The following is a 23275-nucleotide window of genomic DNA, read 5'->3' as shown; positions in this document are numbered from 1 at the left end:
GCGAACGGGGAGGGACGGGATCAGTCTTCCCCCCGCACCTTCGCCCCGCCGATCCACACCTCGAGCACCCTGACCCGGCGGATGTCCTCGGGGGAGGCGAGCAGGGGGTCGCGGTCGAGGAACAGGAAGTCCGCGCGCTCGCCGGGCACCAGCCGGCCAAAGCGCCCTTCCGCGTAGCCCGCATAGGCGGCGTCGGCGGTGAAGCCGGCGAGCGCCTGTTCGCGGGTCACCGTCTCCTGCGGAAACCACCCGCCGAAGGGCTGTCCGGCGGCGTCGGTGCGGCTGATCGCGGCGGCCATCCCGGCCCAGGGGTCGGCAGGCTCGACCGGCGCGTCCGAGCCGAACGCCAGCCGCCCGCCCGCCTTGAGCACCGAGCGCCACGGATAGGCCCCCGCGAGCCGGTCGGGGCCCAATCGCGCCTCGGCCATCAGCCGGTCGGAGGTCTGGTGGAGCGGCTGCATCGAGGCGATCGTCCCTTGCTTGCCCATCCGCGCGATGTCGGCGGGGTCGATGATCTGCGCGTGCTCGATCCGCCAGCGCCGGTCGCCGGTGTAGCTCTCGGCAAGCTCCTCGATCGCGCCGAGCACCTCGGCATTGGCGGCATCGCCGATCGCGTGGACGGCGGTCTGAAACCCGCTCATCGCCGCGCGGCTCATCAGGTTCCTGAGCTGGGTGGGGCTGAGCAGCGGCAGGCCGTGGGTGGCATGGTCGTCGGCATAGGGCGCCTTCAGCAGCGCCCCCCGCGAGCCGAGGGCACCGTCGAGGTAGAGATTTATCCCGCCCATCCTGAGGCGGTCGCCGTAGAGCCAGCCGGTCGGTTCCGCCCCGGCGATCAGTTCGAGGGTATCGATCGAATCCGCATAGGCCATGATGCGGATTTGCAAGCGCCCGGTGTCCCCCGCGCGGCGGAAGGTCGCCCAGTCGGCGGGCGGCGTGCCCATGTCGGCGACCGCGGTGACGCCCTTCGCCAGCAGCACGTCCTGCGCCTTGGCCAGTGCGAGGTCACGGTCCTGCGGGCGGGGCGGGGGGACAACCTTGTCGACGAGGGCCGTGGCAAGGTCGACGAACACGCCCTCGGGATTGCCCTTGGCATTGCGGATGATCTTCCCGCCCGTGGGATCGGCGGTCTTCGCGGTGACGCCTGCGGCCCGGATCGCTGCGCTGTTGCCCCAGGTGGCATGGCCGTCGACCCGCTGCAGCCACACCGGGCGGTCGGCGACCACCGCGTCGAGCTCGGCGGCGGTGGGGAAGCGGCCGAGGCCCCACTTCTCCTGGTTCCAGCCGCGCCCGAGGATCCACGGGCGGCCCGGGTTGGCTTCCGCGAAGGCCTTGATCTTCGCCAGCGCATCCGCGAGCGAGGTCGTGTCCGACAGGTCGAGCGTCAGCGCGGCGAAGCCGATGTCCATCACGTGGACGTGGGCGTCGATCATCCCGGGTACCATCACCCGCCCCTTGCCATCGAGCCGGTAGTCGACCGAGGGGCGCTTCTCGCCGCGGGCGAGCACCTGCGTCACCTTGCCCTCCTCGTCGAACACGAGCCCGGTGAAGCGCAGCACCTTGCCGTCGGTGCCGATCGTCACCCCCTCGACATTGTCGACCAGCGTGTCGGCGCAGGCGGGGCTCGCCAGCGCGAGAGCGGAGACGGCGGCGAGGGCGAGCAGGGCGGGGCGCATGGCGGTCCTTGGGATCGGTGACATGCCCGAGGTGCTAGAGCCTTCACGCCCGCTTGCCAACTTTGCCCCCCGCACAGAAAAGCTTGTCACCAGCAACATTGCCCTCGCGCCTGCGAGGCTCTATCCGCGGCCCCCATGTCGACCCAGCCCGCCTCCACGCGCCCCACCGGGGCGAGCGCCTCCCCGGCCGATCTCACCCTCGACGACGTCCGCGCCGCCGCCGTGCGGATCGCAGGCGCGGTGGTCGACACGCCGATGCTGCGCTCGATCACCCTGTCGGAGATCACCGGCGCGGACATCTGGCTGAAGTTCGAGAACCTCCAGTTCACCGCCGCCTACAAGGAGCGCGGGGCGCTGAACGCGCTCCTCCAGCTGACCGAGGAACAGCGCGCGCGCGGCGTCATCGCCGCCTCGGCGGGCAACCACTCGCAGGGCCTCTCCTACCACGGCACGCGCCTCGGCGTTCCCGTCACCATCGTCATGCCCAAGTCCACGCCGACGGTGAAGGTGATGCAGACCGAGAGCGTCGGCGGCAAGGTGCTGCTCGAGGGCGAGACCTTCGACGAGGCCTATGCCCATGCGCGGCGGCTCGAGGGCGAGCTCGGCCTCACCTTCGTCCACCCCTTCGACGATCCGCACGTCGCGGCCGGTGCGGGGACGGTGGCGCTCGAGATGCTCGCCACCAAGCCCGATCTCGACTGCATCGTCACCCCGATCGGCGGGGGCGGGCTCATCTCGGGGATGTCGACCGTCGCCAAGGGGATCAACCCGGCGATCGAGGTGGTCGGCGTGCAGGCCGCGCTGTTCCCCTCGATGTTCGACCGGATCAAGGGCGCGAACCTGCCCTGCGGCGGGGACACGCTGGCCGAGGGCATCGCCGTCAAGCAGCCGGGCGACTTCACCTCCAAGGTGATCGCCGAGCGGGTCGATGATATCCTGCTGGTCGACGAGCCTGCGCTCGAAAAGGCGGTCGCACTGCTGCTCCAGATCGAGAAGACCGTTGTCGAAGGCGCGGGCGCGGCGGGGCTGGCCGCGGTGCTCAGGAACCCGGCGCGTTTTGCCGGCAAGTCGATCGGCCTCGTGCTGTGCGGCGGCAATATCGACACGCGCCTGCTCGCCAACGTTCTCCTGCGCGATCTTGCCCGGCAGGGCCGCCTCGCGCGCCTCAGGATCACGCTCCAGGACCGTCCGGGCGCGCTGTTCCGCGTCATGCGCCTGTTCAACGAGCACAACGTCAACATCATCGAGATCTACCACCAGCGGATCTTCACCACCCTGCCGGCCAAGGGCCTCATCACCGACATCGAATGCGAGGCGCGCGACGCCGAGCAGGTCGAGCGGCTGGTCGAAGGCCTGCGCGCGCAGGGCTACACGGTGCAGCTCGTCGAACTCGGCTGATCGCGGCTGACGCCGCTCGTCATTCCAGCAACTTAGCTCCGGATCGGAGCCGCTTTTGCGGCGTCCTGCGCACGCCTGCGCAGATTTCGCGACATTTTCATGGTTAAGGGACTTTTACCGGGGCGAGAGTGCGGGCATAAGATTTTCTTAACACTTCCAGCCACGCTCGTTCTCGCGCGATAAGGACAGGCCCCACCCGTGACGGCACCGATCCGCTTCCCCCGGTTCTTCGTGACCAGCCCCGCCCCGTGCCCCTATCTGCCGGGCAGGAGCGAGCGGAAGGTGTTCACCGAATTGAAGGGCCCGCACGCGGATCAGCTGAACGAGGCGCTCGGCCGGATCGGCTTCCGCCGCAGCCAGACGGTCGCCTACCGCCCCTCCTGCCTCGACTGCCAGGCCTGCGTCTCGGTCCGCGTGGTCGCCGGCAAGTTCAAGCCTTCGGCCACGCAGAAGCGCGAGTTGAAGCGCCATTCCGACCTCGTCGTCACCGAGTGCCGCCCCTGGGCGACCGACGAGCAGTTCGCGCTGCTCGCCCGCTACCTCGGCGCGCGCCACCCCGACGGCGGGATGTCGGCGATGGACGAGCTCGACTATGCCGACATGATCGAGCACACGCCGGTCAGCACGGTCGTCACCGAATATCGCGAGCCCGACGTCAATGGCCGCTCCGGCCGCCTCGTCGGCGCCTGCCTCACCGACCGTCAGGCGGACGGGCTGTCGATGATCTACTCTTTCTACGAGCCGGATCACGCGCATCGCGCCGGCCTCGGCAATTTTATTATCCTCGATCATATCCGCCGCGCGGCGGCTGAGGCATTGCCCTACGTCTATCTCGGATACTGGGTCGAAGGCTCCCCGCGCATGCAATACAAGGTTCGCTACCGCCCGCTCGAGCGGCTGACCCGCGAGGGCTGGCAGCTCATGGAGGAGCGCGAGCAGCACCGGCTGATCGCACAGGCGACCGCGCCGCGCAGGGCCCAAGATGATACCCGGCTGGTGGGCGCGCGGGGCAAGGATGGCCAGCCTGTCAAGTTCCCGGCCAGCTGAGGCCCGTCGGCGGCTCGCGCTCCGCCTCGCCATTCTCGCAGCACTGGGTCACACCGCGCTCCTCCTAGGCGCGGTGCCCGCTGCCGCGCAGTCGGAGGGACCCGCGCAAGCCGGCCGCGAGGCGCCCGAGGAGGAGTCCGCTCCGCCCGCTCCCGTCGCGGTGGAGCCACCCCCCGCGCCCGTCCCGGATTCGCTCGACGACCTGATCCCCGAAAGCGCGCTCGCCAATCCCGAGGGCTGGGCCGCCGGCGGGGTCGAGGGCGCGCCGCCGCCCGAGGTGCCGGGCCAGCCGCTCGCCGACGACGCGCTCGCCGCCGGAGCCGCGCCGCCGCCGCCCGATCCCTCGCTCGACGCCGTGTTCGCCGATTTCGCGCTCGAGGACATCGCCCCTCTCCCCTCCGATCCCGAGGCCGAGGCATTGGCGGCGATCGAAGCCCCGGTGCTCGGGACCCTGCCCGAGCTCGCCGAGACGCGGGTCAGCTCGACGCTGGTGCTCGCGCTTCCCGCGGCGCCGGAAGCCTTCCCCGAGAAGGAGGACTTCGTCGACCGCTTCCGCGACCTGTCGACGCTGCGCGAGCTCGACGACGGCGAGGAGGCCGCTCCGCAGGTCGCCGCCCGCGCCCGCGCCGACGAGGAGCTGCTCGGCGACATCCTGCGCACCTATGGCTACTATTCGGGCGAGGTGGTCCGCCAGCTTTCCGGCGGGCGGCGCGAGGGCGTCGCTGCCGCGCAGGCGCCCGACGCCAGCGAGACCGACGCCGAGGCCGCCGCGCGCGAGCCCTCGGTGCGCTTCGACATCATCCCCGGCCCGCGCTACGCCTTCGGCCGGATCGACCTCGGCGCGCTGCCGCTGCTGCGCGAGCCCGATGCGACGAAGCTCACCGATGCCTTCGGCATCCGCACCGGCGACCCGCTCTACGCCGACCGTATCGTCGAGCAGGAGCTCGAGCTGCGCGTCGCGCTCGGCGAGACCGGCTATCCCTTCGCCGAGGTCGGCGAGCCCGAGCTGCTGATCGATCATGCCCGCACCGAGGGCGACCTGAAGATCGACGTCCAGCCCAAGGGCAAGTACGTGTTCGGCGGTGTGGTCAGCAACGATCCGCGCTTCCTCTCGAGCAGGCACCTGGGGCGCATCGCGCGCTTCGATCCGGGCGACGTCTACCAGCAGAGCCTCGAGACCGACCTCAGGCGCGCGATCCTCGCGACGGGCCTCGTCTCGAGCGTGACGCTCACCCCGCGCGAGACGAAGCCGCCGGTCGGCGACCAGCCGGGCGAGGTGGCGATCGATGTCGCGCTCGAACGCGCGCCGGTGCGCACCATCGCCGGGGCGATCGGCTACGGCAGCGAGGACGGCTTCAAGCTCGAGGGGCGCTGGGAGCACCGCAACCTCTTCCCGCCCGAGGGTGCGCTGCGCCTGCGCGGGATCATCGGCACCCGCGAGGCGCTCGCCAGCGTCGGCGTCAGGCGCAATAACTTCCGCGGGCGCGACCAGGTGCTGACCGCCGACCTCTACGCCTCGGACATCAACACACTCGCCGTGGACTCGCGCGGCTTCGGGTTGCGCACGGCCTTCGAGAAGGTCTCGAACCTGCTGTTCCAGAAGCCTCTGAGCTTCCAGGTCGGGGGCGAGCTGCTCTACACCGACGAACGCAACCGCCGCGCGCGCTCCGCCCCCGTCGTGCAGCCGCGCCGGGCGTATCTGATCGGCGGGCTGTTCGGCTCGGTGACGCTCGACGGCAGCGACGACCTGCTCGATCCCACCAAGGGCTACCGCGCCACCCTGTTCCTCGCTCCCGAGGTGTCGCGCTCGCAAGGGACGCAGAGCTTCTACCTGCGCGCGCAAGGAGATGCGAGCTACTACAAGTCGTTCGGCGGCGTGACGCTCGCGGGGCGGGTGCGGGCGGCGACGATCCAGGGCGCGGAAATCGAGGACGTCGCGCCCTCGCGGCGGCTCTATGCGGGCGGCGGGGCCTCGGTGCGCGGCTACGGCTTCCAGGGCGTCGGCCCGCGCGATGCGGTCGGCAACCCCACCGGCGGCGCCTCGCTGGTCGAGGCCGCAATCGAGGCGCGCATCCCCACGCCGCTGTTCGGCGGCGCGGTCGAGGTCGTGCCCTTCGTCGACGCGGGCTCGGTCTCGCGCGGCTCGACCCCCGACTTCGGCACGATTCGCTACGGGGCGGGGGTGGGTCTCAGGTACAAGACCAGCTTCGGCCCGATCCGTGTCGATGTCGCCGCGCCCTTGAACCCCACCACCTTCGACAGCCCGGTGGTGGTCTATGTCAGCCTCGGGCAGGCGTTCTGATGGCCGAGGGGGCGCAGGAGGAGCCGGTGGTGACGGTGGCCGAGACCCCGCGCAGCCGCGCCCGCCGTCGCTGGGGCAAGCGGCTCGGCTGGGCGCTGGCGATCCTGCTGACGCCGCTGCTGCTGGTCACCGCCTTCTTCGCCACCCCGATCGGCAAGCGCTTCATCGCCGACCAGATCGCCGCCGTCGCCCCCGCTTCCGGCCTGCGCTTCACCGTCGGCCGGATCGAGGGGGACCTCTACGGCAAGGCCCGGTTGCGCAATGTCGTGGTGAGCGACCCCAAGGGGTCCTTCCTCACCATTCCCGAGGTCGACCTGGACTGGCGGCCGCTCAACTGGCTGTGGAGCGGGCTCGACATCCGCGAAGTGACCGCGCGCCGCGGCCGCCTGACGCGCCTGCCCGAGCTCCTCCCCGGCGACCCCGATGCGCCGCTGCTCCCCGATTTCGACATCCGGGTCGACAGGCTGGTGATCGACGACCTGACCATCGCGAGGGGCCTCGCCACGCCGCGCGACGAGCGGGTCGATGCCGCCGCGCGGATCGACATAAGGAAGGGCCGCGCGCTGGTCGACGCCAAGGCGCGGCTCGGGGCGGAGGACCGCTTCGCCCTGCTGCTCGACGCCGAGCCCGACGGCGATCGCTTCGAGCTTGCCGGCGACGCACGCGCGCCTGCCGGGGGCGTGCTCGCGGGTCTGGCAGGCCTGCGGGAGGGCTACAGCGCCCGCATCGTCGGCGACGGGACCTGGGCCAAGTGGCGCGGCGCGATGGTCGCGCGGGGGATAGGCGCGCAGGGCGAGCCCGTCGCCGCCTTCCGGATCAGCAACGACGCGGGCAAATACGGCGTCCTCGGCCGGTTGCGGGCAGGCCTCGGGAACGAGACCCTCGTCGCCCGCGGACTGGGTGAGAGCACCGCGCTCGCCGCCGCCTTCACGCTCGAGAATTCGGTGGTCGAGGGCCGCGCCGCCGCGGTCTCCCCCGCGCTCGACGCGCGCGCCGGGGGCGTGGTCGACCTCGCCGACAACGTGATCAACGGCGCGCGCCTGCGCCTCGCCCTGCGCGATCCCGAGCTGTTCGGAGAGAGCCTGCGCCTCGAGAACGCGCGCGCCGCGGCCAACCTCACCGGCGCCTTCGACGACCTCGTGATCCGGCACGAGCTTGCGGTCGGCCGCCTCGTCGCGCCCGGTGTCACCGCCACCGGCCTGACGCAAGAGGGCAGCGCGCGCTACGCGGGCGGGGTGCTCAGCCTCCCGCTCGCGCTCGCCGCCGAGCGGGTCACCACCGGCAACGCCTTCGCCGACCCGCGCCTCGTCAAGGGCCGGGCGAGCGGCCTGCTCACCTACGACCTGAACCGCCAGCAACTCGCCGCCGACCGCACCCGGATCACCTTCCCGGGGCTTGAGGGCACGCTCAGCTTGCGCGGCGATATCCCCGCGGGCGCCTATGCCGTCGCCGGGCCGATCACCGCGAGCCGCCTCAAGGTCGAGGGCGCGGGCGAGGTCACGGCCAACGCCAAGATCCTCGCCAAGTTCGGACCCCGGGTGCCGTGGAGCCTGCGCGCCAACCTGGCCGGCGTGCTATCCCGCATCGGCAATGACAGCATCCGCACAATCGCCGGCGAGCAGATCCGCTTCAAGGGCGAGCTCGGCATGGGCGCGGGCCAGCCGATCATCTTCCGCAACACCACCGTCACCGCCCCACGCCTCACCGCCCGCCTCGACAGCCGCGTCGTGACCGGCGGCGGGGTGACCCGCACCGTGCTCGCCGGGAGCGGACGGCAGGCCGACTACGGCCCGTTCCGTTTCGACGCCGAGATCGCCGCCGACGGTCCGCGCGCGGTGCTGGTGCTTGCCGATCCCTATCCGGCCGCGGGCCTCAAGGACGTGCGCATCGCGCTCGCGCCGAGCGAGGAGGGCTTCGGGCTCGACGTGGCGGGGCAATCGCTGCTCGGGCCGTTCGACGGCGCGCTCGAGCTGATCCTGCCCGAGAACGCGCCGACCCGCATCGCCATCGAGCGGCTCGAGGTCTATCGCACCAACGTCACCGGCGAGGTGCGGCTCGAGGAGGCGGGGCCGGCGGGCGACCTCAGGCTCGCAGGCGGCGGCATCGACGGCACCATCGGCTTCCGCCCGCAGCCCGGCAACGCCACCGGCTTCGCGGTCGACCTGCGCGCCCGCAACGCCACCTTCGGCGGCGCCACGCCGATCAGCATCACCCGTGCCGACATCACCGCCACCGGGCGCATCGGCGAGGGCAACACCACGGTCAATGCCGACCTCGCGGCCTCGGGCTTCGACTATGGCGGCCTCAGCGTCGCGAGCCTCACCGCCAAGGCCGCCATCACCAACGGCCGCGGCAAGGTAACGGGCAGCCTCGCGGGCCGCCGCGCCGACCGCCTCGCGGTCAATTTCGACGCCGACGTCAGCCCCAGCCGGATCGCGGCCGTCGCGCGCGGGCTCTACGGCAATGGCGAGATCACCATGCCGCGCCGCGCGGTCCTCACCGCGCGCGAGGACGGCGGGTGGAGCCTCGCGCCAACCCAGATCGGCTATGGCGGCGGCTTCGCAATCGCTTCGGGCACCTTCGGGGGCGGGGAGACCGCGGTGCAGATGAAGCTCTCGCAGATGCCGCTGCGCCTGCTCGACCTCGCCGGCACCGACTACGGCTTCGGCGGGCGCCTCACCGGGGTGATCGACTACCGCCAGGCGGGCCGCACCCCGGCGACGGCGCGCGCGCGCGGGCGGATCGACCGCTTCAGCCGCGCGGGGCTAGTGCTGTCCTCGAAGCCGGTGGGCGTGCTCGGCGTCATCGACCTCAATCCCCAGCGCCTCACCGCCGCGATGCGCCTGTTCGAGGGTGCGGACCGGCGCGGCGATGTCTCGCTGGCGATCACCGGGCTCAGCCCGGACGGCGGGCTCGCCGAAAGGCTCAACCGCGGGCGGCTCGACGCGCGCCTCGGCTTCGAGGGCGCGGCGGAGACGCTGTGGCGGCTCGCCGCGATCGAGGTCTTCGACCTTGCCGGCCCGGTCAGGATCGCCGCGCGCGCGACCGGCACGCTCGCCGATCCGCGGATCGTCGGCAACCTCGCGAGCGACGACCTCACGGTGCAGAGCGCGCTGACCGGCACGCGCGTGACCAAGGTCGCCGCGCGCGGGCGTTTCGCGGGCTCGCGGCTCGAGCTGACGCGTTTCGCCGGAGAGACCGCGGGCGGGGGCCGGGTGAGCGGCAGCGGCACGGTCGACCTCGCCGGGCTGAGCGCCACCCGCGGCCCGAGCCTCGACCTGCGCGCCGCGGCGACCCGCGCGCGGCTGCTCAACGCCAACGGGCTCGAGGCGACCATCACGGGGCCGCTGCGGATCGTCTCCAACGGCCTCGGCGGCACCATTGCCGGGCGCGTGACGCTCGACCGCGCGCGCTGGGCGCTGGGCCGCGCGAACGAGGACCGCGCGCTGCCGCGCATCGCCACCCGCGAGATCAATGGCGAGCGCGCGCGCACCCAGGTCTCGGCGCGCGATGCGGCGTGGCGCTACCTCGTCAACGCCGCCGCGCCGAACCGCGTCGCGGTCGAGGGGCTGGGGCTCGACAGCGAGTGGGGCGTCGACATCGCGCTGCGCGGCACGGTCGCCGAGCCGCGCATCGGCGGCCAGGCGCGGCTGGTGAAGGGCGACTACACCTTCGCGGGCACCCGCTTCGAGCTGACCCGCGGGCGCATCCAGTTCGACGTGAACGAAGCGATCAACCCGCGCCTCGACGTCCTCGCAGAGACGAGCAAGAACGGCACCAATGTCGATATCGCGATCACCGGCAATGCGCTCACCCCGGCGATCACCTTCTCCTCCGACCCGGAGCTTCCCGAGGAGGAGATCCTCGCGCGGCTGCTGTTCGGCGGCTCGGTGACCTCGCTCTCGGCGACCGACGCGGTGCAGCTCGCCGCGGCGCTCGCCTCCTTGCAGGGCGGGGGCGGGGGGCTCGACCCGATCGGCAAGCTCAGGCGCTCGATCGGCCTCGATCAGCTGCGGATCGTCACCGCCGACCCGCTGACCGGGCGGCAGACGGGGATCGCGATCGGCAAGAACATCACCCGCGACATCTATGTCGAGCTCGTCACCGACGGGCGCGGCTACAGCGCGACGCAGGTCGAATACCGGATCACGAGCTGGCTGGCCCTGCTGGGGACGGTGTCGACGATCGGGCGGGATTCGGTGCTGGTGCAGGTCAGCCGGGATTATTGAGCCTTTGCTCCCCCTCCCGCTTGCGGGAGGGGGCCGGGGGGTGGGCTTCCTTCCACCCGGTCAGGCGAGATAAAGCTCCGCCTCGGCCATCCGCCGCCGCGTGAGCCCCTTCATCACCCGCCCGCCCGCACGCACCCAGCGGCCGAACTCGCGCGCGGCGCCCTTGGAGTCGCCCATGATGTGCTTCCGCGTAAGGGTAGCGCGGGCAATCGCCCCGGTGTTGTAGTGAAAGCTGACGAGCGCATCGAACTGGTTCTGGGTGGTGGGCGCGTCGCCGATCGCCGCTGCGACCTCGTCGGCGAACCGGGCGAGGTCCTCCTCGAGCCGCTGGTCGCACTGCGCCTGCGTCCAGCGCGTGCCTTGCCGGATGCGCCCGCCGTGGAATGTGTCGCGGCCCGTGGCGCCCCAGCCGATCGTCCACGGCGGGCCGCCGGTGGCAGGGTCGGGATAGGCGTCGACCATCCCGTCGGTGTGGAGCTGCGCGCAGCCCTCGAAGCGCTGGATGAGAGCGATCCCGGCGGCGCCGACGCGGCGCGGCAGGGGCGGGGCGGGGGTGTCGGGCATGGGCGGCCTCCGTCGATCGGCTGAGGCCGGGGGATTGAGCACGCTTTTGGCGAGTAGGAAAATGGAATCTTGCGGGCAGGTGACAAGAGCTCTTGACTGACAAGCATTCTTGTCTGTAAAGAGCTCTTGTCAGAAGCCAAGTTGATACGAACCTCGGCAAGGCGGCTTCTGAATGCACCTTATCAACTTGCGCGCCGGAACACCGTGGAAAACCGTCTGAAGCACCACCGCGAGGCGAAAGGCTGGAGCCAGGGCGAACTCGCCCGCCGCCTCGGCGTGTCGCGCCAGACGATCAACGCGGTCGAGACCGACAAGTACGACCCGTCCCTGCCCCTCGCGCTGCGCATGGCCCGCCTGTTCGGCCTCGCGGTGCCCGACCTGTTCATCGACACCTGGGAGCCCGAAGATGATGACGATTGAGGACAAGACCCCCGGCACCCCCAAGTGGGTGCGCAAGCTGCTGATCCCCGGCCTGATCGGGGCAGTGGCGGGGTTTGCCGCGAGCACCGGGACGCTGGCCTTCCTCGACAGCGGCGCGGTCGGCGGGATCGGCGAATCCGCGACCGTCGCCGTGCTGGTGGGGATGCTCTACGCGCTGATCGGCCTCGGCATGGGGGTCGGCGTTGCCAACCCGCGGATCGGGGCGCGCTTCCTCAATGTCGAGGACGAGGACGAGCTGCGCGAGCAGAAGCGGATGCTCGGGCTCTCGGGGCTGGCGATGCTGCTGTGGGGCGCGGCCCTGATCGCGCTCGCGCTCGCCGCGCCCGGCGGTCCGGTGCCCGCCGCGGTCGCGCTGGCGATCGGTGCGGGCGGGCTGGTGAGCGGGTCGCTCCTCTCGGTCGCGGTCTACCGCGCCTGCGACGAGCTGATGCGCGCAGTCAATCTCGAGGCGGGCGCGCTGAGCTACGGCCTCGTGCTGCTGGTCGCGGGCGGCTGGGCGATGCTCGCGCACCTCGGCTATGCCGCCGCGCCCGCGCCGCTCGATCTTCTCACCCTGCTCTACGTGCTGGTGCTGCTCGCGAGCTTCATCGTCGTCGGCCGCCGCGGGATGCTCGCCCCGCGCTGAGCCCGGATGCGAGAAGGGGCGCCCGCCGGCCGGCGGGCGCCCCTTCCTTGTGCCTCGGATGAGCGATCAGAAGCGCCAGGTCGCGGTCCCGCGCACCACCTGCGCATCGGCGTTCGAGCGGCCGATCGTGGTGTCGAACCCGGCGGAGACGGTCAGCGGACCCGTCCCGAAGGTCGCGCTCGCACCGACCTCGCCCCAGGTCTGGTCGGCGGTCCGGAGCGCGAAGTTCGCGTTCGGCCCCGTGCCCTGCACGAAGTTGGCGCCGAGCAGCTGCGGGCCGTCCTCGAACTCCCAGACGAGCTGGGCGACCGCGTTGATGCTCGCCATCCGGCCCTTGAGGTCATAGTCGAAGCCGAAGCGCGCCTGGGTGCTCTTGAACGTCTCCCGGTCCACCGCCAGCGCGAGCGTCCCGCCGGTCTCGCGCAGGGTCGTGAGGTCGACGCTGGCATAGCGCGCCTCGATGCCGGGCGAGATCGTGCCGATCCCGGTCGCAAGGTCATAGGAGATTCCGAGCGCGCCCGACACCAGAAGGTCGTCCGAACGCGACGTCAGCGTCTGGGAGGCGCCGAGGAACTGCACCGTGCGCCGCGTGTCGAAGCCCATCGTGCCCATGCTGAACTGGCCGTCGATCACCGGACCGCGTGCGAACCTGTGGCGCAGGTAGAGCGAGGCGGCATAGGTGTCGCTCTCCACGCGCTGGCCGAGCGGCGTGTCGGCATCGAGCGTGCCGTAGAAGCCGGACAGGCCCAGCATCGTGCTCTCGCCAGGGTAGAACTCGATACCGCCGGCGATGACATACCCGTCCATGTCGGAGCGCTGGGTGAAGCCCGGAAGCTGCCCGATGTCGCCGGTGACGTAGCCGCCCGAGAGGAAAATCGCGACGTTCTCGGGCAGGTTCGTCTCGTTGAGCTCGGTGTCCTCGGCGCCCTCCTGCATCGCCATCAGCGCCCCGCCGAGCGGCTGGCCTGTCGGCGCGAGGCTCATCTGCGCAAGCTCGAGCGGCCGGCCGGTGATGGCGACCTTGCCGCCGGCCCGATCCTTGTCGGCCTCGCGCAGGCGCGCATCGTTGAGGTTCTGGAGCGTGTTCACCGTCTGCGCCGCCATCGAGCGCACCGCCTGCTCGTTGACCGGGGCGAGGCCATTGAAGGTCGCGCGGATCGTGTCGACGCTCGCGAAGTCGAGCCCGTAGAGCCCCGCGAGCGCCTCGTTCGCGCGATTCTGGTCGAGCAGCTGGGCGTAGGCCGCCTGCACCGGGTTGCCGGTCTCGATCACCGTGGTGTAGCTCGCCGCCTGGATGGTCATCAGCACCGCGTTCGCCTGGTAGGTGAAGCGCTGGCTGAGGATCGGGGTGAGGTTGCCCGGGGTGAAGGTGCCGGTCACGCCGCCGGTGGCGGTGAGGATCGTGAACTGGCGGCCGAGGCCGTTGACCTGCCCGGTGATCCCGCTGCCGACCGAGACGATGCCGCCCACATTGGCCGCGCCGGTCACCGCGAGGCGGTCCGAGCTCGCCCCGTTCACGTCGATGTGCAGAAGGCTCGCCGAGGACAGGACGAGGTTGCCGGTGAGCGACAGCGTGCCGAGCGTCCCGATGGTGTTCGGGGCGATGGTCCCGGCGATGCTGGTCAGGAAGGGGGCGCTTATGTTGCCGGTGCCCTGCAGCAGGCCCGTCGCCAGCAGGTAATCGCCCGAGGAGACGAGGGCGCCGGTGACGGTCATCGTTCCGCCGCGCTGGGTCACGTCGTTGAGCGCGGCGAGGCGCCCCGCGGCGGCGATGTTGAGCCCGGCCGCGCCGGTCAGCGTCAGGCGATCGATGGTGATGCTGCTGCCGAGGCGCGTCGTGCCGGCATTGCTCAGCGTCACGTCGAAGTAGCGCGGCAGCACCCCCTCGAGCCGGTTGCCGGGGGTGTTGTTCGGCACGAAGTTGGTCGCGCCGGGGAGCCCGTTGGCGATCGTCGCGGCGGGGAGGGCGAGCGCGGGGTTCTGCGGCGCCGGCGCGCTCCCGCCGGCGCCCGCCACGGATGGCGCGCCGGTGCCGATCGGGTCGGCGGTGAAGGTGAGCGTGCCGGTCCGCTGGTCCTCGCACTCGCTGAAGGTCCGGGTCTGGAAGCAAATCTGGCCGAACTTGCCCGCGGTCCCGTTGTTCTGCTCGCCGAGCTGGGTCGGCACGCCGTTGATCGGCTGGCCGTCGGGGCCGAGGATGAAATAGGCCGGGTCCTGCAACGAGACCCAGCGCGAGGCGTCCTCCCAGTTGCCGTCGCCGGCCTTGGCGCTGACATAGCGGTAGGGGTTGTTGGCCGCGATCCAGTCCCAGTAGAGGTAGAGCGGCTGGTAGAAGCTCACCACCCCGTAGCTGTTGTCCGGCTGGCCGTTGAAGAAGGACGGGAAGCCACCCGAGAGCACGCCGATCACCAGTTGGCGGCTGAACGCCTGGTCGAGGATCAACGGGCCGCCGGAATCGCCGCCCGCGGTGATGCCTTCGCGGGGGAGGCCATTGTCGCGGAAGGCGTTGAAGTCGAAGCGGCTGGCGGTGGCGGTGCCGCGCGCCGGATCGTCGAAATCGAGGAAGTAGAGGTTCTGGGTCAGGCGCGGGTCGCTGCCGCCGAACAGGAAGGTCTCGAAGTTGACGAGCGAGGTCAGCGCGCCGAGCCAGTTCTCTGCGACCCGGCGCCGGAAGTCGATGCCCTGGTTGCCGCTCGTGCCCGTGCCGTTGCCGCCGTAGCCCGACAGCGCGACGTGATAGCCGGTGCCGGAGGCCGCGGTGATCTGGCCGGGTGCCGGCAGCGGCGAGAACAGCAGCGACCAGGTCGGGATGTTGCGCGCCGGGGTGTCGAGCGCGGCGATCGCGATGTCGCCGTAGAGGAACCCGTTCGCCGCCGGTTCGAGCGACAGCGGGTTATAGGCGACGCCCTCGGCGGTGTAGAAGTTCTCCGCCGCGCTGGTGGTGTTCGCCGCGCGGCCCTGCGTCGCCGATCCGAACAGCCAGTTGCGCAGCGGCGAGGTGCCGACCGGCGCACCGGGAAGGGTGGAATTGTTCGAGGCGTTGAAGCCGAAACCGATCGCCTGCCCGCCCGAGGCCGAACCGTAGGCGTTCGCCGGAAGGTCGTTCACGCAATGCGCCGCGAACAGCACGGTGCGCGGGTTGATGAGCGATCCGGTGCACAAGCCGAGCGAAAGATTGGTGCCCGCGCCGCTCGGAACGACCATCTGCCCGACCCCGGTGATGTTGACCGGGTCGCGCGCCGTGGTCGGGGTACCGGGAAGCGCGATGAGGATCGCGGGATCGGGCTCGCGCGGGGCGGGGACGCGGGTCGCGGCCCAGGTGCGGCTCTGGCGCTCGAGCGCGACGTCGGCGGCATCGGCGAGGAGGCGCGCGGTCTGCGCCTGCGCATCGAAGCCCGCGTCTGCGTCGTCGGCAAGCGGCGCGGGGCCTTCCTTGACCTTCAGTTCCTCGGCGTGGGCGGCAGCATGGCCGAGCGCCAGGCCGAGCATCGCGACACCCGTCAGCAACGCCGGACGCGGCCGGCGGTCGTTCTTTGTCATGGTCATCGTTCCTGCGAAAAGAGAGGCCGGACGAGAGGCGTTGCTCCCGCGGCGATGACCGGCAACCTACCCGGCGCGCGGACCGGTTCAAGGGGTGGAGCGGATTTCCCGGGGCCGTGGCATTCCTGCACCATATCCGGGGGTTAGCAGCGACGAGCCGAGCGATTTCTGCCTCATTTGACATGATCGCAGCAGTGCCCGCGAGATGCAGAAGGGGGCGGGAAGACAGCTCTTCCCGCCCCCTCGGCAGCTCCGGATCCCGGTGCGATTACATCGAGTAGTACATGTCGAACTCGACCGGGCAGGGCGTGGTCTCGGTGCGGATCACCTCTTCCCACTTGAGTTCCATGTAGGCCTCGATCTGGTCCTTGGTGAACACGTCGCCCTTGAGCAGGAACTCGTGGTCGGCCGCGAGCGAGTCGAGCGCCTCGCGGAGCGAGCCGCACACGGTCGGCACCTCGGCGAGCTCCGCCGGGGGCAGGTCGTAGAGGTTCTTGTCCATCGCCTCGCCCGGGTGGATCTTGTTCTCGATCCCGTCGAGACCCGCCATCAGCAGCGCGGCATAGGCGAGGTAGGGGTTGGCGAGCGCGTCGGGGAAGCGGAACTCGACGCGCTTGGCCTTGTCGCCCGCACCATAGGGGATGCGGCACGAGGCCGAGCGGTTGCGCGCCGAATAAGCCAGCAGCACCGGCGCCTCGAAGCCCGGCACCAGGCGCTTGTAGCTGTTGGTGGTCGGGTTGGTGAAGGCATTGAGCGCCTTGGCGTGCTTGATGACGCCGCCGATGTAGTAGAGGCACATTTCCGACAGGCCCGCGTATTCGTTGCCCGCGAACATCGGCTTGCCGTCCTTCCAGATCGACATGTGGGTGTGCATGCCCGAGCCGTTATCGGCCTTGATCGGCTTGGGCATGAAGGTCGCCGTCTTGCCGTAGGCGTGGGCGACCTGGTGCACGACGTACTTGTAGATCTGCATGCGGTCGGCGGTCTGCACCAGCGTGCCGAAGGTCAGGCCGAGCTCGTGCTGGGCGGCGGCGACTTCGTGGTGGTGCTTGTCGCAGGGCAGGCCCATCTCGAGCATGGTCGAGACCATCTCGGCGCGGATGTCGACGGCGCTGTCGACCGGCGCGACCGGGAAGTAGCCGCCCTTGGCGCGCGGGCGGTGGCCCATGTTGCCGGCGTCGTATTCCTTGGCGGTGTTGGTCGGCAGCTCGATATCGTCGATCGAGAAGCCCGAGCCGGCGTAACCGTCCTCGAAGCGCACATCGTCGAACATGAAGAACTCGGCCTCGGGACCGACATAGACCGTGTCACCGATGCCGGTCGATTTGAGGTAGGCCTCGGCGCGCTTGGCGGTGGTGCGCGGGTCGCGCGAGTACCAGTCGCCGGTCGAGGGCTCGACGATGTCGCAGTTGATGATCAGCATCGGGGTGGCGCTGAAGGGATCGACCCAGGTCTCGGTGAGATCGGGCTTGAGGATCATGTCGCTCTCGTTGATGACCTTCCAGCCGGCGATCGACGAACCGTCGAACATCAGGCCGTCCTCGAGTTCGTCCTCGCCCATGACGCCTGCGACCATGGTGAGGTGCTGCCACTTGCCCTTGGGATCGGTGAAGCGCAGGTCGACCCACTCGATTTCCTCGTCCTTGATTTTCTGCAGGACTTCTTTCGCTTTCGACATTGGTACTTTGCCTCCGGATGTGATGAGGATTGTTCTTGGCCCGCCCGCCCCCGTGGCCGGCAGGGAAAAGGGGAAAAATCAGATCGCGTCGTCGTTGGTCTCGCCGGTGCGGATCCTGAGCGCGCTCTCGATCGCGGTGACGAAGATCTTGCCGTCGCCGATCCGGCCGGTCTGCGCGGCGGCGGCGATCGCTTCCACGACGCGCTCGGTCTGGTCGTCGGCGACCACCACCTCGAGCTTCACCTTGGGCAGGAAGTCGACGACATATTCGGCGCCGCGATAGAGTTCGGTGTGGCCCTTCTGACGGCCGAAGCCCTTGGCCTCGGTCACGGTGATCCCGGACACCCCGATCTCGTGCAGCGCCTCCTTCACCTCGTCGAGCTTGAAGGGTTTGATGATCGCCTCGATCTTCTTCACGTCGTCCCCATCCGCGCCTGGCTGATTTGCTGCGCCGATTCTTAACAAGAATCGTGCCAAGCCATAAGGTGGTGGCTGCATACGATCCTTGCCGCGCGGAGATTCGCGAGGGTGGATGTGTTTCGCCGATGGCGGGCGGTTAGCAAGATTATGGTGCGGCGCGCAATGGGTGCACAGCCATTGATCTGGCTTTGCCTATATTTTAAGCAGAACCGCTCGCCCTCAGGCGCAAACCCGTAGTCTCGGGTAGGCCGCACATGATGTTGAGGTTCTGGATCGCGGCCCCGCTCGCACCCTTGCCGAGATTGTCGAGCCGGGCGATCAGGCGGACCTGGGTCTCGTCGGCGTTGGCGTACAGGTGGAGCGACATCGTGTCGTCCGCGGAGCCCTCGTCCCTGTGCAGCAGTTCCTCGGTCGAGCCAGCCTCGGCGAAAGTCACGAGCGGGCCATTCGCGGCGAATTCCGCGAGGCATTCCCGCATCTTGCCGACCCGACCCGCACCGGGGATCGCGGCGAGCGGCAGCGGCACGTCGACCAGCATCCCGCGGAACGCCGGGACCACAGCGGGGGAGAAAACCGGCGGATGGGCGAGGCCTGCGAATTTCCGCATCTCGGGCAGGTGCTTGTGCCCCATGCTCAATCCGTAGGCACGGAAGGCGATGTCGGGATCGCTCTCGAAGCGCTCGATCAGCGTGTTTCCGCCCCCGGAATAGCCGCTCACCGCGTTAACCGTGTAGGGCCAGTCGGCGGGGAGCAGCCCGGCACGCACCAGCGGGGCGACCAATCCGAGGAAGCCCGTGGGATAGCACCCCGGGTTGCTCACGAATTGGGCAGCGGCGATGGTCTCGCGCCCGATGAGCTCGGGAAATCCGTAGGTCCAGCCCTCCGCCACCCGGTGCGCCGAGGAGGCGTCGATGATGCGGGTGCCCGATCCTTGGGCAAGCCGCACCGCCTCCTTCGCAGCCTCGTCGGGGAGGCAAAGGATCGCGATGTCGGCGGCATGCAGCGCGTCGCGGCGGGCGGTCTCGTCCTTGCGCTGGGAATCGTCGAGAAGGATCAGCGCGAACTCGTCGCGGCCCGCGAGCCGCTCGCGGATTTCGAGCCCGGTGGTGCCTGCGGCCCCGTCGATGAACAGCCGGATCGCCACCGGCGTCAGGCTTCTGCCGGGGCGAGGTCGCTCGCCCGGCACCAGCCCGAGGGGCCTTGCGGTCCCGGGCAGCCCCACACCCATTCGCCTGCGACGTCGAGCAGCTCGAAGCGGCTTCCGGCGGGGAGCGTCGCGAACACCTCGGCATCGGCGCGCGGGGTGAGCCGCAGGCCCGCGCCGCCTGCGCCGACCCTGCGCTCATGCGGGATCACGTAATGCGCCGCGAGGTGCGTGCCGGCGAGCGCGATATGCGCGAGGTCGCCGCGGAGCGGCAGGGTGCCGGGCGCAGGCTTCTCGACCGGGCCCGCGAGGCCCAGCACGCCCGTCGGCACGGCATATTCCCTGTTGTCGCGCGTGGCGCTCATCGCTGCTTCCGTCGGCCTTTCCGGTGCCGCTGCGTCCTCTCCCCTTGAGCGCAACGTGGCAGGCCCGTTAGCGGCAACCGGCCCCTAGAGCAAGTCAGGCCCCATACCGGGCGCGGATCGCGTGCCATGCCGCGCGCAGGCCGAGCCCCCGTCCGCCGCGGGCGCGGCCAGGCTTGGGGGAGGGGGACCAGGCGAAGGTGTCGAAGTGCACCCAATCGATCCCCTCGCCGACGAAGCGGTCGAGGAACAGCCCGGCGACGCTCGCCCCGGCAAAAGGGGTCGCCGAGGAGTTCGCCATGTCGGCGACGTCGGAGGCGAGGTATTCGCGGTAGCTCTCGGGGAGCGGCAGGCGCCAGGCCGGGTCGTCGTGCGCCTTGCCGGCGGCGAGGAAGGCCTCGGCGGTCTCGTCGCGGCGCGCGAAGAGGGCGGGAAGGTCGGGCCCCAGCGCAACCCGCGCAGCGCCCGTCAGTGTCGCGAAATCGACAATCAGATCAGGGCTTTCCTCCGAGGCGCGGGTGAGCGCGTCGCCGAGGATCAGGCGCCCTTCCGCATCGGTATTGTCGATCTCGACCGTCAGCCCCTTGCGGCTGCGCAGGATGTCGCCGGGCCGGAAGGCGCTCCCCGAGATGGCGTTTTCCACTGCCGGAACAAGGAGATGCAGCCGCACCTTGAGCCGCGCCTCCATCACCAGCCCGGCGAGCGCGATGGCGTGGGCGGCGCCCCCCATGTCCTTCTTCATCAGCCGCATGCCCGAGGGCGGCTTGATGTCGAGCCCGCCGCTGTCGAAGCACACCCCCTTGCCGACCACCGCCAGCACCGGGTGCGTAGGATCGCCCCAGGTCAAATGCATCAGCCGCGGCGCGTGGTGGCGGGCCGCCGCACGGCCGACGGCGTGGACCATCGGGTAGTCCTGTTCGAGGGCATCGCCGCGGATCACCGCGAGGTCCGCCTTGTAGGACTTCGCAAGCCGCTCGCACTCGGCCTCGAGCGCGGCGGGGCCCATGTCCTCGGGCGGCGCGTTGACGAGGTCGCGCACCAGCATTTCCGCTTGCGCTTCAGCCACTTGAGCCTCGATCTGCGCCACCTGCGCAGTCAGCAGGACCCGCGCCCCCACGCTCTTGTCCTCGCTCTTGTAGCGCGCATAGCGGTATTGCCCGGTGATCCAACCGAACATCGCCGCACCTGGCTCGGCATTGGCGAGGCGGTAGACCCCCTCGGGCAGCTCGTCGGCGAGCTTGGCGAGGCACCAGGCGGTGAGGCTCTCGGGGTTCGCGACCCCGGCCACCACGAAGAAAGAATCCCCTTCCGGAACAATCGCATACTGGCCCGCGGCGCCCTCGAACTTGTGCGCCGCCAGCGCCGCCCGCTGGCCCGCCGAGAGCCCCTTGGCAAACCCCTCGAACCCCTCCTTGGCGACGAGGTGGATGGCGACGGCGTCCTCGCCGCGGTCGGGTCGGATCAGGGCTTTGGCTTCGTGCATCCCTGTTCCATAATCGCGCCCATGCCGATGTCACCAGCGGATTCGGCCGGGACCGGAGGAGCCGACGATGTTTCACGTGAAACCTGCCGAAACGGGCGTGCAGGCGGGGGTCTGGAGGGGGGCTGAGGGGGGTCTGGAGCGGGCTAACCGGGGTCTGGGGCCCGGCAAGCGCGGGCTGGGCGCCATGTGGACGGCAACGGTGTCGCTCGCGCTCGTCGCCGCCTGCTCCGGCTCGGAGGAGTCTGCCGCGAGCACCGCCGCCACCACGACGGCCAGCGCCACTCCACCGGCCTCACCCGCTCCGCCGAGCCCCGCGCCCGGCAAGGTGGCGTTCGAGGACAACGAGACCAAGGGCACCGGAGACACCGCGCCCAGCCGCGACTTCGCCTATTCCTGGCCCGCCGCAGTCGCCGCCGTCCCGGAACTCGCCGCTCGCTTCACCGCCGAGCGCGACCGGCTCCTCGCCGAGCAGAAATCCGACTGGCAGGCCGCGCTCAAGGAATTCGCCGACGAGAACTGCGGCGGCTGCGTCAATCGCGAATTCGCCAAGACGTGGGAAGTGGTCGCCGACATCCCCGGCTTCCTCTCGCTGTCGCAGAGCTTCAGCGAATATTCGGGCGGCGCGCACGGCAATTACGGCTCGGGCGGGCTCGTCTGGGACCGCGCGGCGAAGCAGGCGCTTAGCCCCGAGGACCTGTTCGTCTCGGAGAAGGCGCTCCAGGACGTGCTCGGCACCCGCTGGTGCAAGACCCTTGCCGCGGAACGCCGCAAGCGCTTCGGCGCGGACCCGGGCGACGACAGCGTCTTCCCCTGCCCGCCGGTCAAGGACCTGACGCTGCTGCTCGGCTCGAAATCGAAGACGCACTTCGACCGCATCGGCCTCATCGCCGATCCTTACGTGGCGGGCTCCTATGCGGAAGGGGCATACGAGATCACGCTGCCGGTCACCGCCGAGGTGCTCACCGCGGTAAAGCCCCGCTACCGCAACGCCTTCGCACGCGGCGAGTAGCAATCCGGGCGCGCCATCGCTATATGCGGGCGATGCACGACTACCAACTCGTCGACGGCGATACGACCGTCTACCGTGACGGCTCGATCAAACTCCACACCCCCGAGGGGTTCGAGGGGATGAGGAAGGCCGGGCGCCTCGCCGCCGAAATCCTCGATGCCTGCGTCGAGCTGGTGAAGCCCGGCGTCACCACCGGGGCCATCGACGATGCGATCCGCGGCATGATGCTCGATGCGGGCGCGGTCCCCGCGACATTGGGCTACCGCGGCTATGCCCATTCCTCCTGCATCTCGATCAACCACGTGATCTGCCACGGCATTCCGGGCGACAAGGTGCTGAAGGACGGCGACATCCTCAACATCGACGTAACCCCGCTGGTCGACGGCTGGCACGGCGACACCTCGCGGATGTTTTACGCCGGCGAGCCGACGCTCAAGGCGCGGCGGCTGGTCGAGGTGACCTATGAGTGCCTGATGCTCGGCATCGCGGCGGCCAAGCCGGGCGCGCGCCTCGGCGATATCGGCGCGGCGATCGAGGCCCACGCGGCGCAATACCGCTACGGCGTGGTCCGCGAGTTCTGCGGCCACGGCCTCGGACGCCTGTTCCACGACGCCCCCGAGGTCGTCCACGCCGCCCGCGCAGGGACGGGGCCGGAGCTGAAGCCGGGCATGTTCTTCACCATCGAGCCGATGATCAACCTCGGCAAGCCCTGGGCCAAGGTGCTGGGCGACGGCTGGACCGCGGTGACGCGCGACAAGTCGCTCTCCGCCCAGTTCGAGCACTCGATCGCGATCACCGAGACCGGGAACGAGATCTTCACCAAGAGCCCGACCGGGCGGGACTGCCCGCCTTACTGATGCCGACGCCGCAATCGCAATTGGCTGAGCGGTTAGCCGATCAATTCGGCTTGTCTGCTATTCGGTTTCGGCATTTCGACAGCCTCGTGCTTGCTGACGGTCCGGTTCTGAAGCTATTCGTCCCACGTTTGCGGCGGATGCTGGGTGGGCGGGCTCGCGATCGCATGATTGACGGGGAACTGCTGTTTGTGCCCCGGCTTGCTTTGAAGGCTATGCGCGCCGGTTCGGAAAGGTTCGAAGCTCCTGATCTCGTGTGCGGTTGCCCTATCGCCAATTTCCCTTGGCTGATGGGACATGCCGGCAAGAACGATGCGGGTGCTGACCCGCGACTGATTGTGGATTTGCGCCAACTGGTGTCTCTCCTGCCGGACGACGAACCAAGTTGGCGGGCTTTATTCGGGGCGGACGTATTTGCACGGCCGAGACTTGAGACGACAGTTCCGCTTGTCGCCTACCTCAGAGAGTCGTCTCCATCTCCCCGGGCATGACCCGGGGCCTCACAT

The 23275-nt window shown here is 70.1% G+C and carries 17 protein-coding genes; 9 read left to right on the top strand and 8 right to left on the bottom strand.

Translation table 11 applies throughout. The annotated features are described in order from the left end of the window. Positions 1-20: 20 nt before the first annotated feature. On the bottom strand, positions 21-1673 hold the full coding sequence (locus ACLBKU_RS01450) for an amidohydrolase (RefSeq protein WP_410177749.1): 1653 nt from the start codon (positions 1671-1673) through the stop codon (positions 21-23). 135 nt (positions 1674-1808) lie between these two features. Here ACLBKU_RS01450 and ACLBKU_RS01445 point away from each other — a divergent pair, with 135 nt between their 5' ends. From ACLBKU_RS01445 to ACLBKU_RS01430, 4 genes are all read left to right on the top strand, one after another. Beyond that, positions 1809-3071: a threonine ammonia-lyase gene (locus tag ACLBKU_RS01445; RefSeq protein WP_410177748.1), complete on the top strand. Its 1263-nt coding sequence runs from the start codon at positions 1809-1811 to the stop codon at positions 3069-3071. A 198-nt stretch (positions 3072-3269) separates the two neighbouring features. After that, the gene (locus tag ACLBKU_RS01440) at positions 3270-4118 is read left to right on the top strand and encodes an arginyltransferase (RefSeq protein WP_410177747.1); all 849 of its coding nucleotides are present in this window, start codon (positions 3270-3272) and stop codon (positions 4116-4118) included. A gap of 73 nt (positions 4119-4191) precedes the next feature. Further along, the gene (locus tag ACLBKU_RS01435; protein WP_410177746.1) at positions 4192-6420 is read left to right on the top strand and encodes an autotransporter assembly complex protein TamA; all 2229 of its coding nucleotides are present in this window, start codon (positions 4192-4194) and stop codon (positions 6418-6420) included. Further along, positions 6420-10649 (top strand): translocation/assembly module TamB domain-containing protein, encoded by a 4230-nt coding sequence (locus ACLBKU_RS01430; RefSeq protein WP_410177745.1) that lies wholly within the window; start codon positions 6420-6422, stop codon positions 10647-10649. Before ACLBKU_RS01435 ends, ACLBKU_RS01430 begins: the two co-directional genes overlap by 1 nt. Positions 10650-10709: 60 nt before the next feature. Here the strand turns inward: ACLBKU_RS01430 and ACLBKU_RS01425 are convergent, their stop codons facing one another. Next, complete coding sequence (locus ACLBKU_RS01425; RefSeq protein WP_410177744.1) at positions 10710-11213, bottom strand: lysozyme; 504 nt, start codon at positions 11211-11213, stop codon at positions 10710-10712. A gap of 204 nt (positions 11214-11417) precedes the next feature. Here ACLBKU_RS01425 and ACLBKU_RS01420 point away from each other — a divergent pair, with 204 nt between their 5' ends. Together ACLBKU_RS01420 and ACLBKU_RS01415 are read left to right on the top strand one after the other, a co-directional pair. After that, positions 11418-11633, top strand: coding sequence for a helix-turn-helix transcriptional regulator (locus ACLBKU_RS01420; RefSeq protein ID WP_410177743.1), 216 nt, complete (start codon positions 11418-11420; stop codon positions 11631-11633). Beyond that, positions 11620-12279, top strand: a complete 660-nt coding sequence (locus ACLBKU_RS01415; RefSeq protein ID WP_410177742.1) for a hypothetical protein — start codon at positions 11620-11622, stop codon at positions 12277-12279. Before ACLBKU_RS01420 ends, ACLBKU_RS01415 begins: the two co-directional genes overlap by 14 nt. Positions 12280-12345: 66 nt before the next feature. On the opposite strand, the gene ACLBKU_RS01410 is transcribed toward ACLBKU_RS01415, so the two are convergent. From ACLBKU_RS01410 to ACLBKU_RS01385, 6 genes are all read right to left on the bottom strand, one after another. Then, positions 12346-15819, bottom strand: a complete 3474-nt coding sequence (locus ACLBKU_RS01410; protein ID WP_410177741.1) for an autotransporter domain-containing protein — start codon at positions 15817-15819, stop codon at positions 12346-12348. Between the two features lie 268 nt (positions 15820-16087). After that, positions 16088-17497, bottom strand: a complete 1410-nt coding sequence (gene glnA, locus ACLBKU_RS01405) for a type I glutamate--ammonia ligase (RefSeq protein WP_410177740.1) — start codon at positions 17495-17497, stop codon at positions 16088-16090. Between the two features lie 78 nt (positions 17498-17575). After that, positions 17576-17914 (bottom strand): P-II family nitrogen regulator, encoded by a 339-nt coding sequence (locus ACLBKU_RS01400; RefSeq protein ID WP_410177739.1) that lies wholly within the window; start codon positions 17912-17914, stop codon positions 17576-17578. Positions 17915-18116: 202 nt separating this feature from the next. After that, the gene (gene argC, locus ACLBKU_RS01395) at positions 18117-19061 is read right to left on the bottom strand and encodes an N-acetyl-gamma-glutamyl-phosphate reductase (protein ID WP_410177738.1); all 945 of its coding nucleotides are present in this window, start codon (positions 19059-19061) and stop codon (positions 18117-18119) included. A 5-nt stretch (positions 19062-19066) separates the two neighbouring features. Beyond that, positions 19067-19426, bottom strand: coding sequence for a hypothetical protein (locus ACLBKU_RS01390; protein ID WP_410177737.1), 360 nt, complete (start codon positions 19424-19426; stop codon positions 19067-19069). Positions 19427-19520: 94 nt separating this feature from the next. Then, positions 19521-20906, bottom strand: coding sequence for a leucyl aminopeptidase family protein (locus tag ACLBKU_RS01385; RefSeq protein WP_410177736.1), 1386 nt, complete (start codon positions 20904-20906; stop codon positions 19521-19523). A gap of 184 nt (positions 20907-21090) precedes the next feature. Here ACLBKU_RS01385 and ACLBKU_RS01380 point away from each other — a divergent pair, with 184 nt between their 5' ends. Genes ACLBKU_RS01380 through ACLBKU_RS01370 form a run of 3 tightly spaced genes read left to right on the top strand, consistent with a single transcriptional unit; the run spans position 21091 to position 23260 of the window. After that, positions 21091-21915 carry a PdaC/SigV domain-containing protein gene (locus ACLBKU_RS01380; protein ID WP_410177735.1) on the top strand — a complete coding sequence of 275 codons (825 nt, stop codon included), beginning with the start codon at positions 21091-21093 and terminating at the stop codon, positions 21913-21915. A gap of 32 nt (positions 21916-21947) precedes the next feature. Further along, positions 21948-22772 carry a type I methionyl aminopeptidase gene (gene map, locus ACLBKU_RS01375; protein ID WP_410177734.1) on the top strand — a complete coding sequence of 275 codons (825 nt, stop codon included), beginning with the start codon at positions 21948-21950 and terminating at the stop codon, positions 22770-22772. Further along, positions 22772-23260: a hypothetical protein gene (locus ACLBKU_RS01370; protein WP_410177733.1), complete on the top strand. Its 489-nt coding sequence runs from the start codon at positions 22772-22774 to the stop codon at positions 23258-23260. Before map ends, ACLBKU_RS01370 begins: the two co-directional genes overlap by 1 nt. The last annotated feature ends 15 nt before the right edge of the window (positions 23261-23275 follow it).

Origin of the sequence: Erythrobacter sp. NE805 (assembly GCF_046452355.1) — a bacterium.
GTDB lineage: Bacteria > Pseudomonadota > Alphaproteobacteria > Sphingomonadales > Sphingomonadaceae > Erythrobacter.
This window is presented reverse-complemented; position numbering and strand designations above follow the sequence as displayed.

Excerpts from the sequence above, each read along its gene's own strand:
- ACLBKU_RS01370 (WP_410177733.1), top strand. The coding sequence starts at position 22,772 with ATGCCGACGCCGCAATCGCAATTGGCTGAGCGGTTAGCCGATCAATTC.
- ACLBKU_RS01380 (WP_410177735.1), top strand. The coding sequence starts at position 21,091 with ATGTGGACGGCAACGGTGTCGCTCGCGCTCGTCGCCGCCTGCTCCGGC.
- glnA (WP_410177740.1), bottom strand. The coding sequence starts at position 17,497 with ATGTCGAAAGCGAAAGAAGTCCTGCAGAAAATCAAGGACGAGGAAATC.
- ACLBKU_RS01450 (WP_410177749.1), bottom strand. The coding sequence starts at position 1,673 with ATGCGCCCCGCCCTGCTCGCCCTCGCCGCCGTCTCCGCTCTCGCGCTG.
- ACLBKU_RS01415 (WP_410177742.1), top strand. The coding sequence starts at position 11,620 with ATGATGACGATTGAGGACAAGACCCCCGGCACCCCCAAGTGGGTGCGC.
- ACLBKU_RS01425 (WP_410177744.1), bottom strand. The coding sequence starts at position 11,213 with ATGCCCGACACCCCCGCCCCGCCCCTGCCGCGCCGCGTCGGCGCCGCC.
- map (WP_410177734.1), top strand. The coding sequence starts at position 21,948 with ATGCACGACTACCAACTCGTCGACGGCGATACGACCGTCTACCGTGAC.
- ACLBKU_RS01410 (WP_410177741.1), bottom strand. The coding sequence starts at position 15,819 with ATGACAAAGAACGACCGCCGGCCGCGTCCGGCGTTGCTGACGGGTGTC.
- ACLBKU_RS01445 (WP_410177748.1), top strand. The coding sequence starts at position 1,809 with ATGTCGACCCAGCCCGCCTCCACGCGCCCCACCGGGGCGAGCGCCTCC.
- ACLBKU_RS01390 (WP_410177737.1), bottom strand. The coding sequence starts at position 19,426 with ATGAGCGCCACGCGCGACAACAGGGAATATGCCGTGCCGACGGGCGTG.
- ACLBKU_RS01385 (WP_410177736.1), bottom strand. The coding sequence starts at position 20,906 with ATGCACGAAGCCAAAGCCCTGATCCGACCCGACCGCGGCGAGGACGCC.
- ACLBKU_RS01430 (WP_410177745.1), top strand. The coding sequence starts at position 6,420 with ATGGCCGAGGGGGCGCAGGAGGAGCCGGTGGTGACGGTGGCCGAGACC.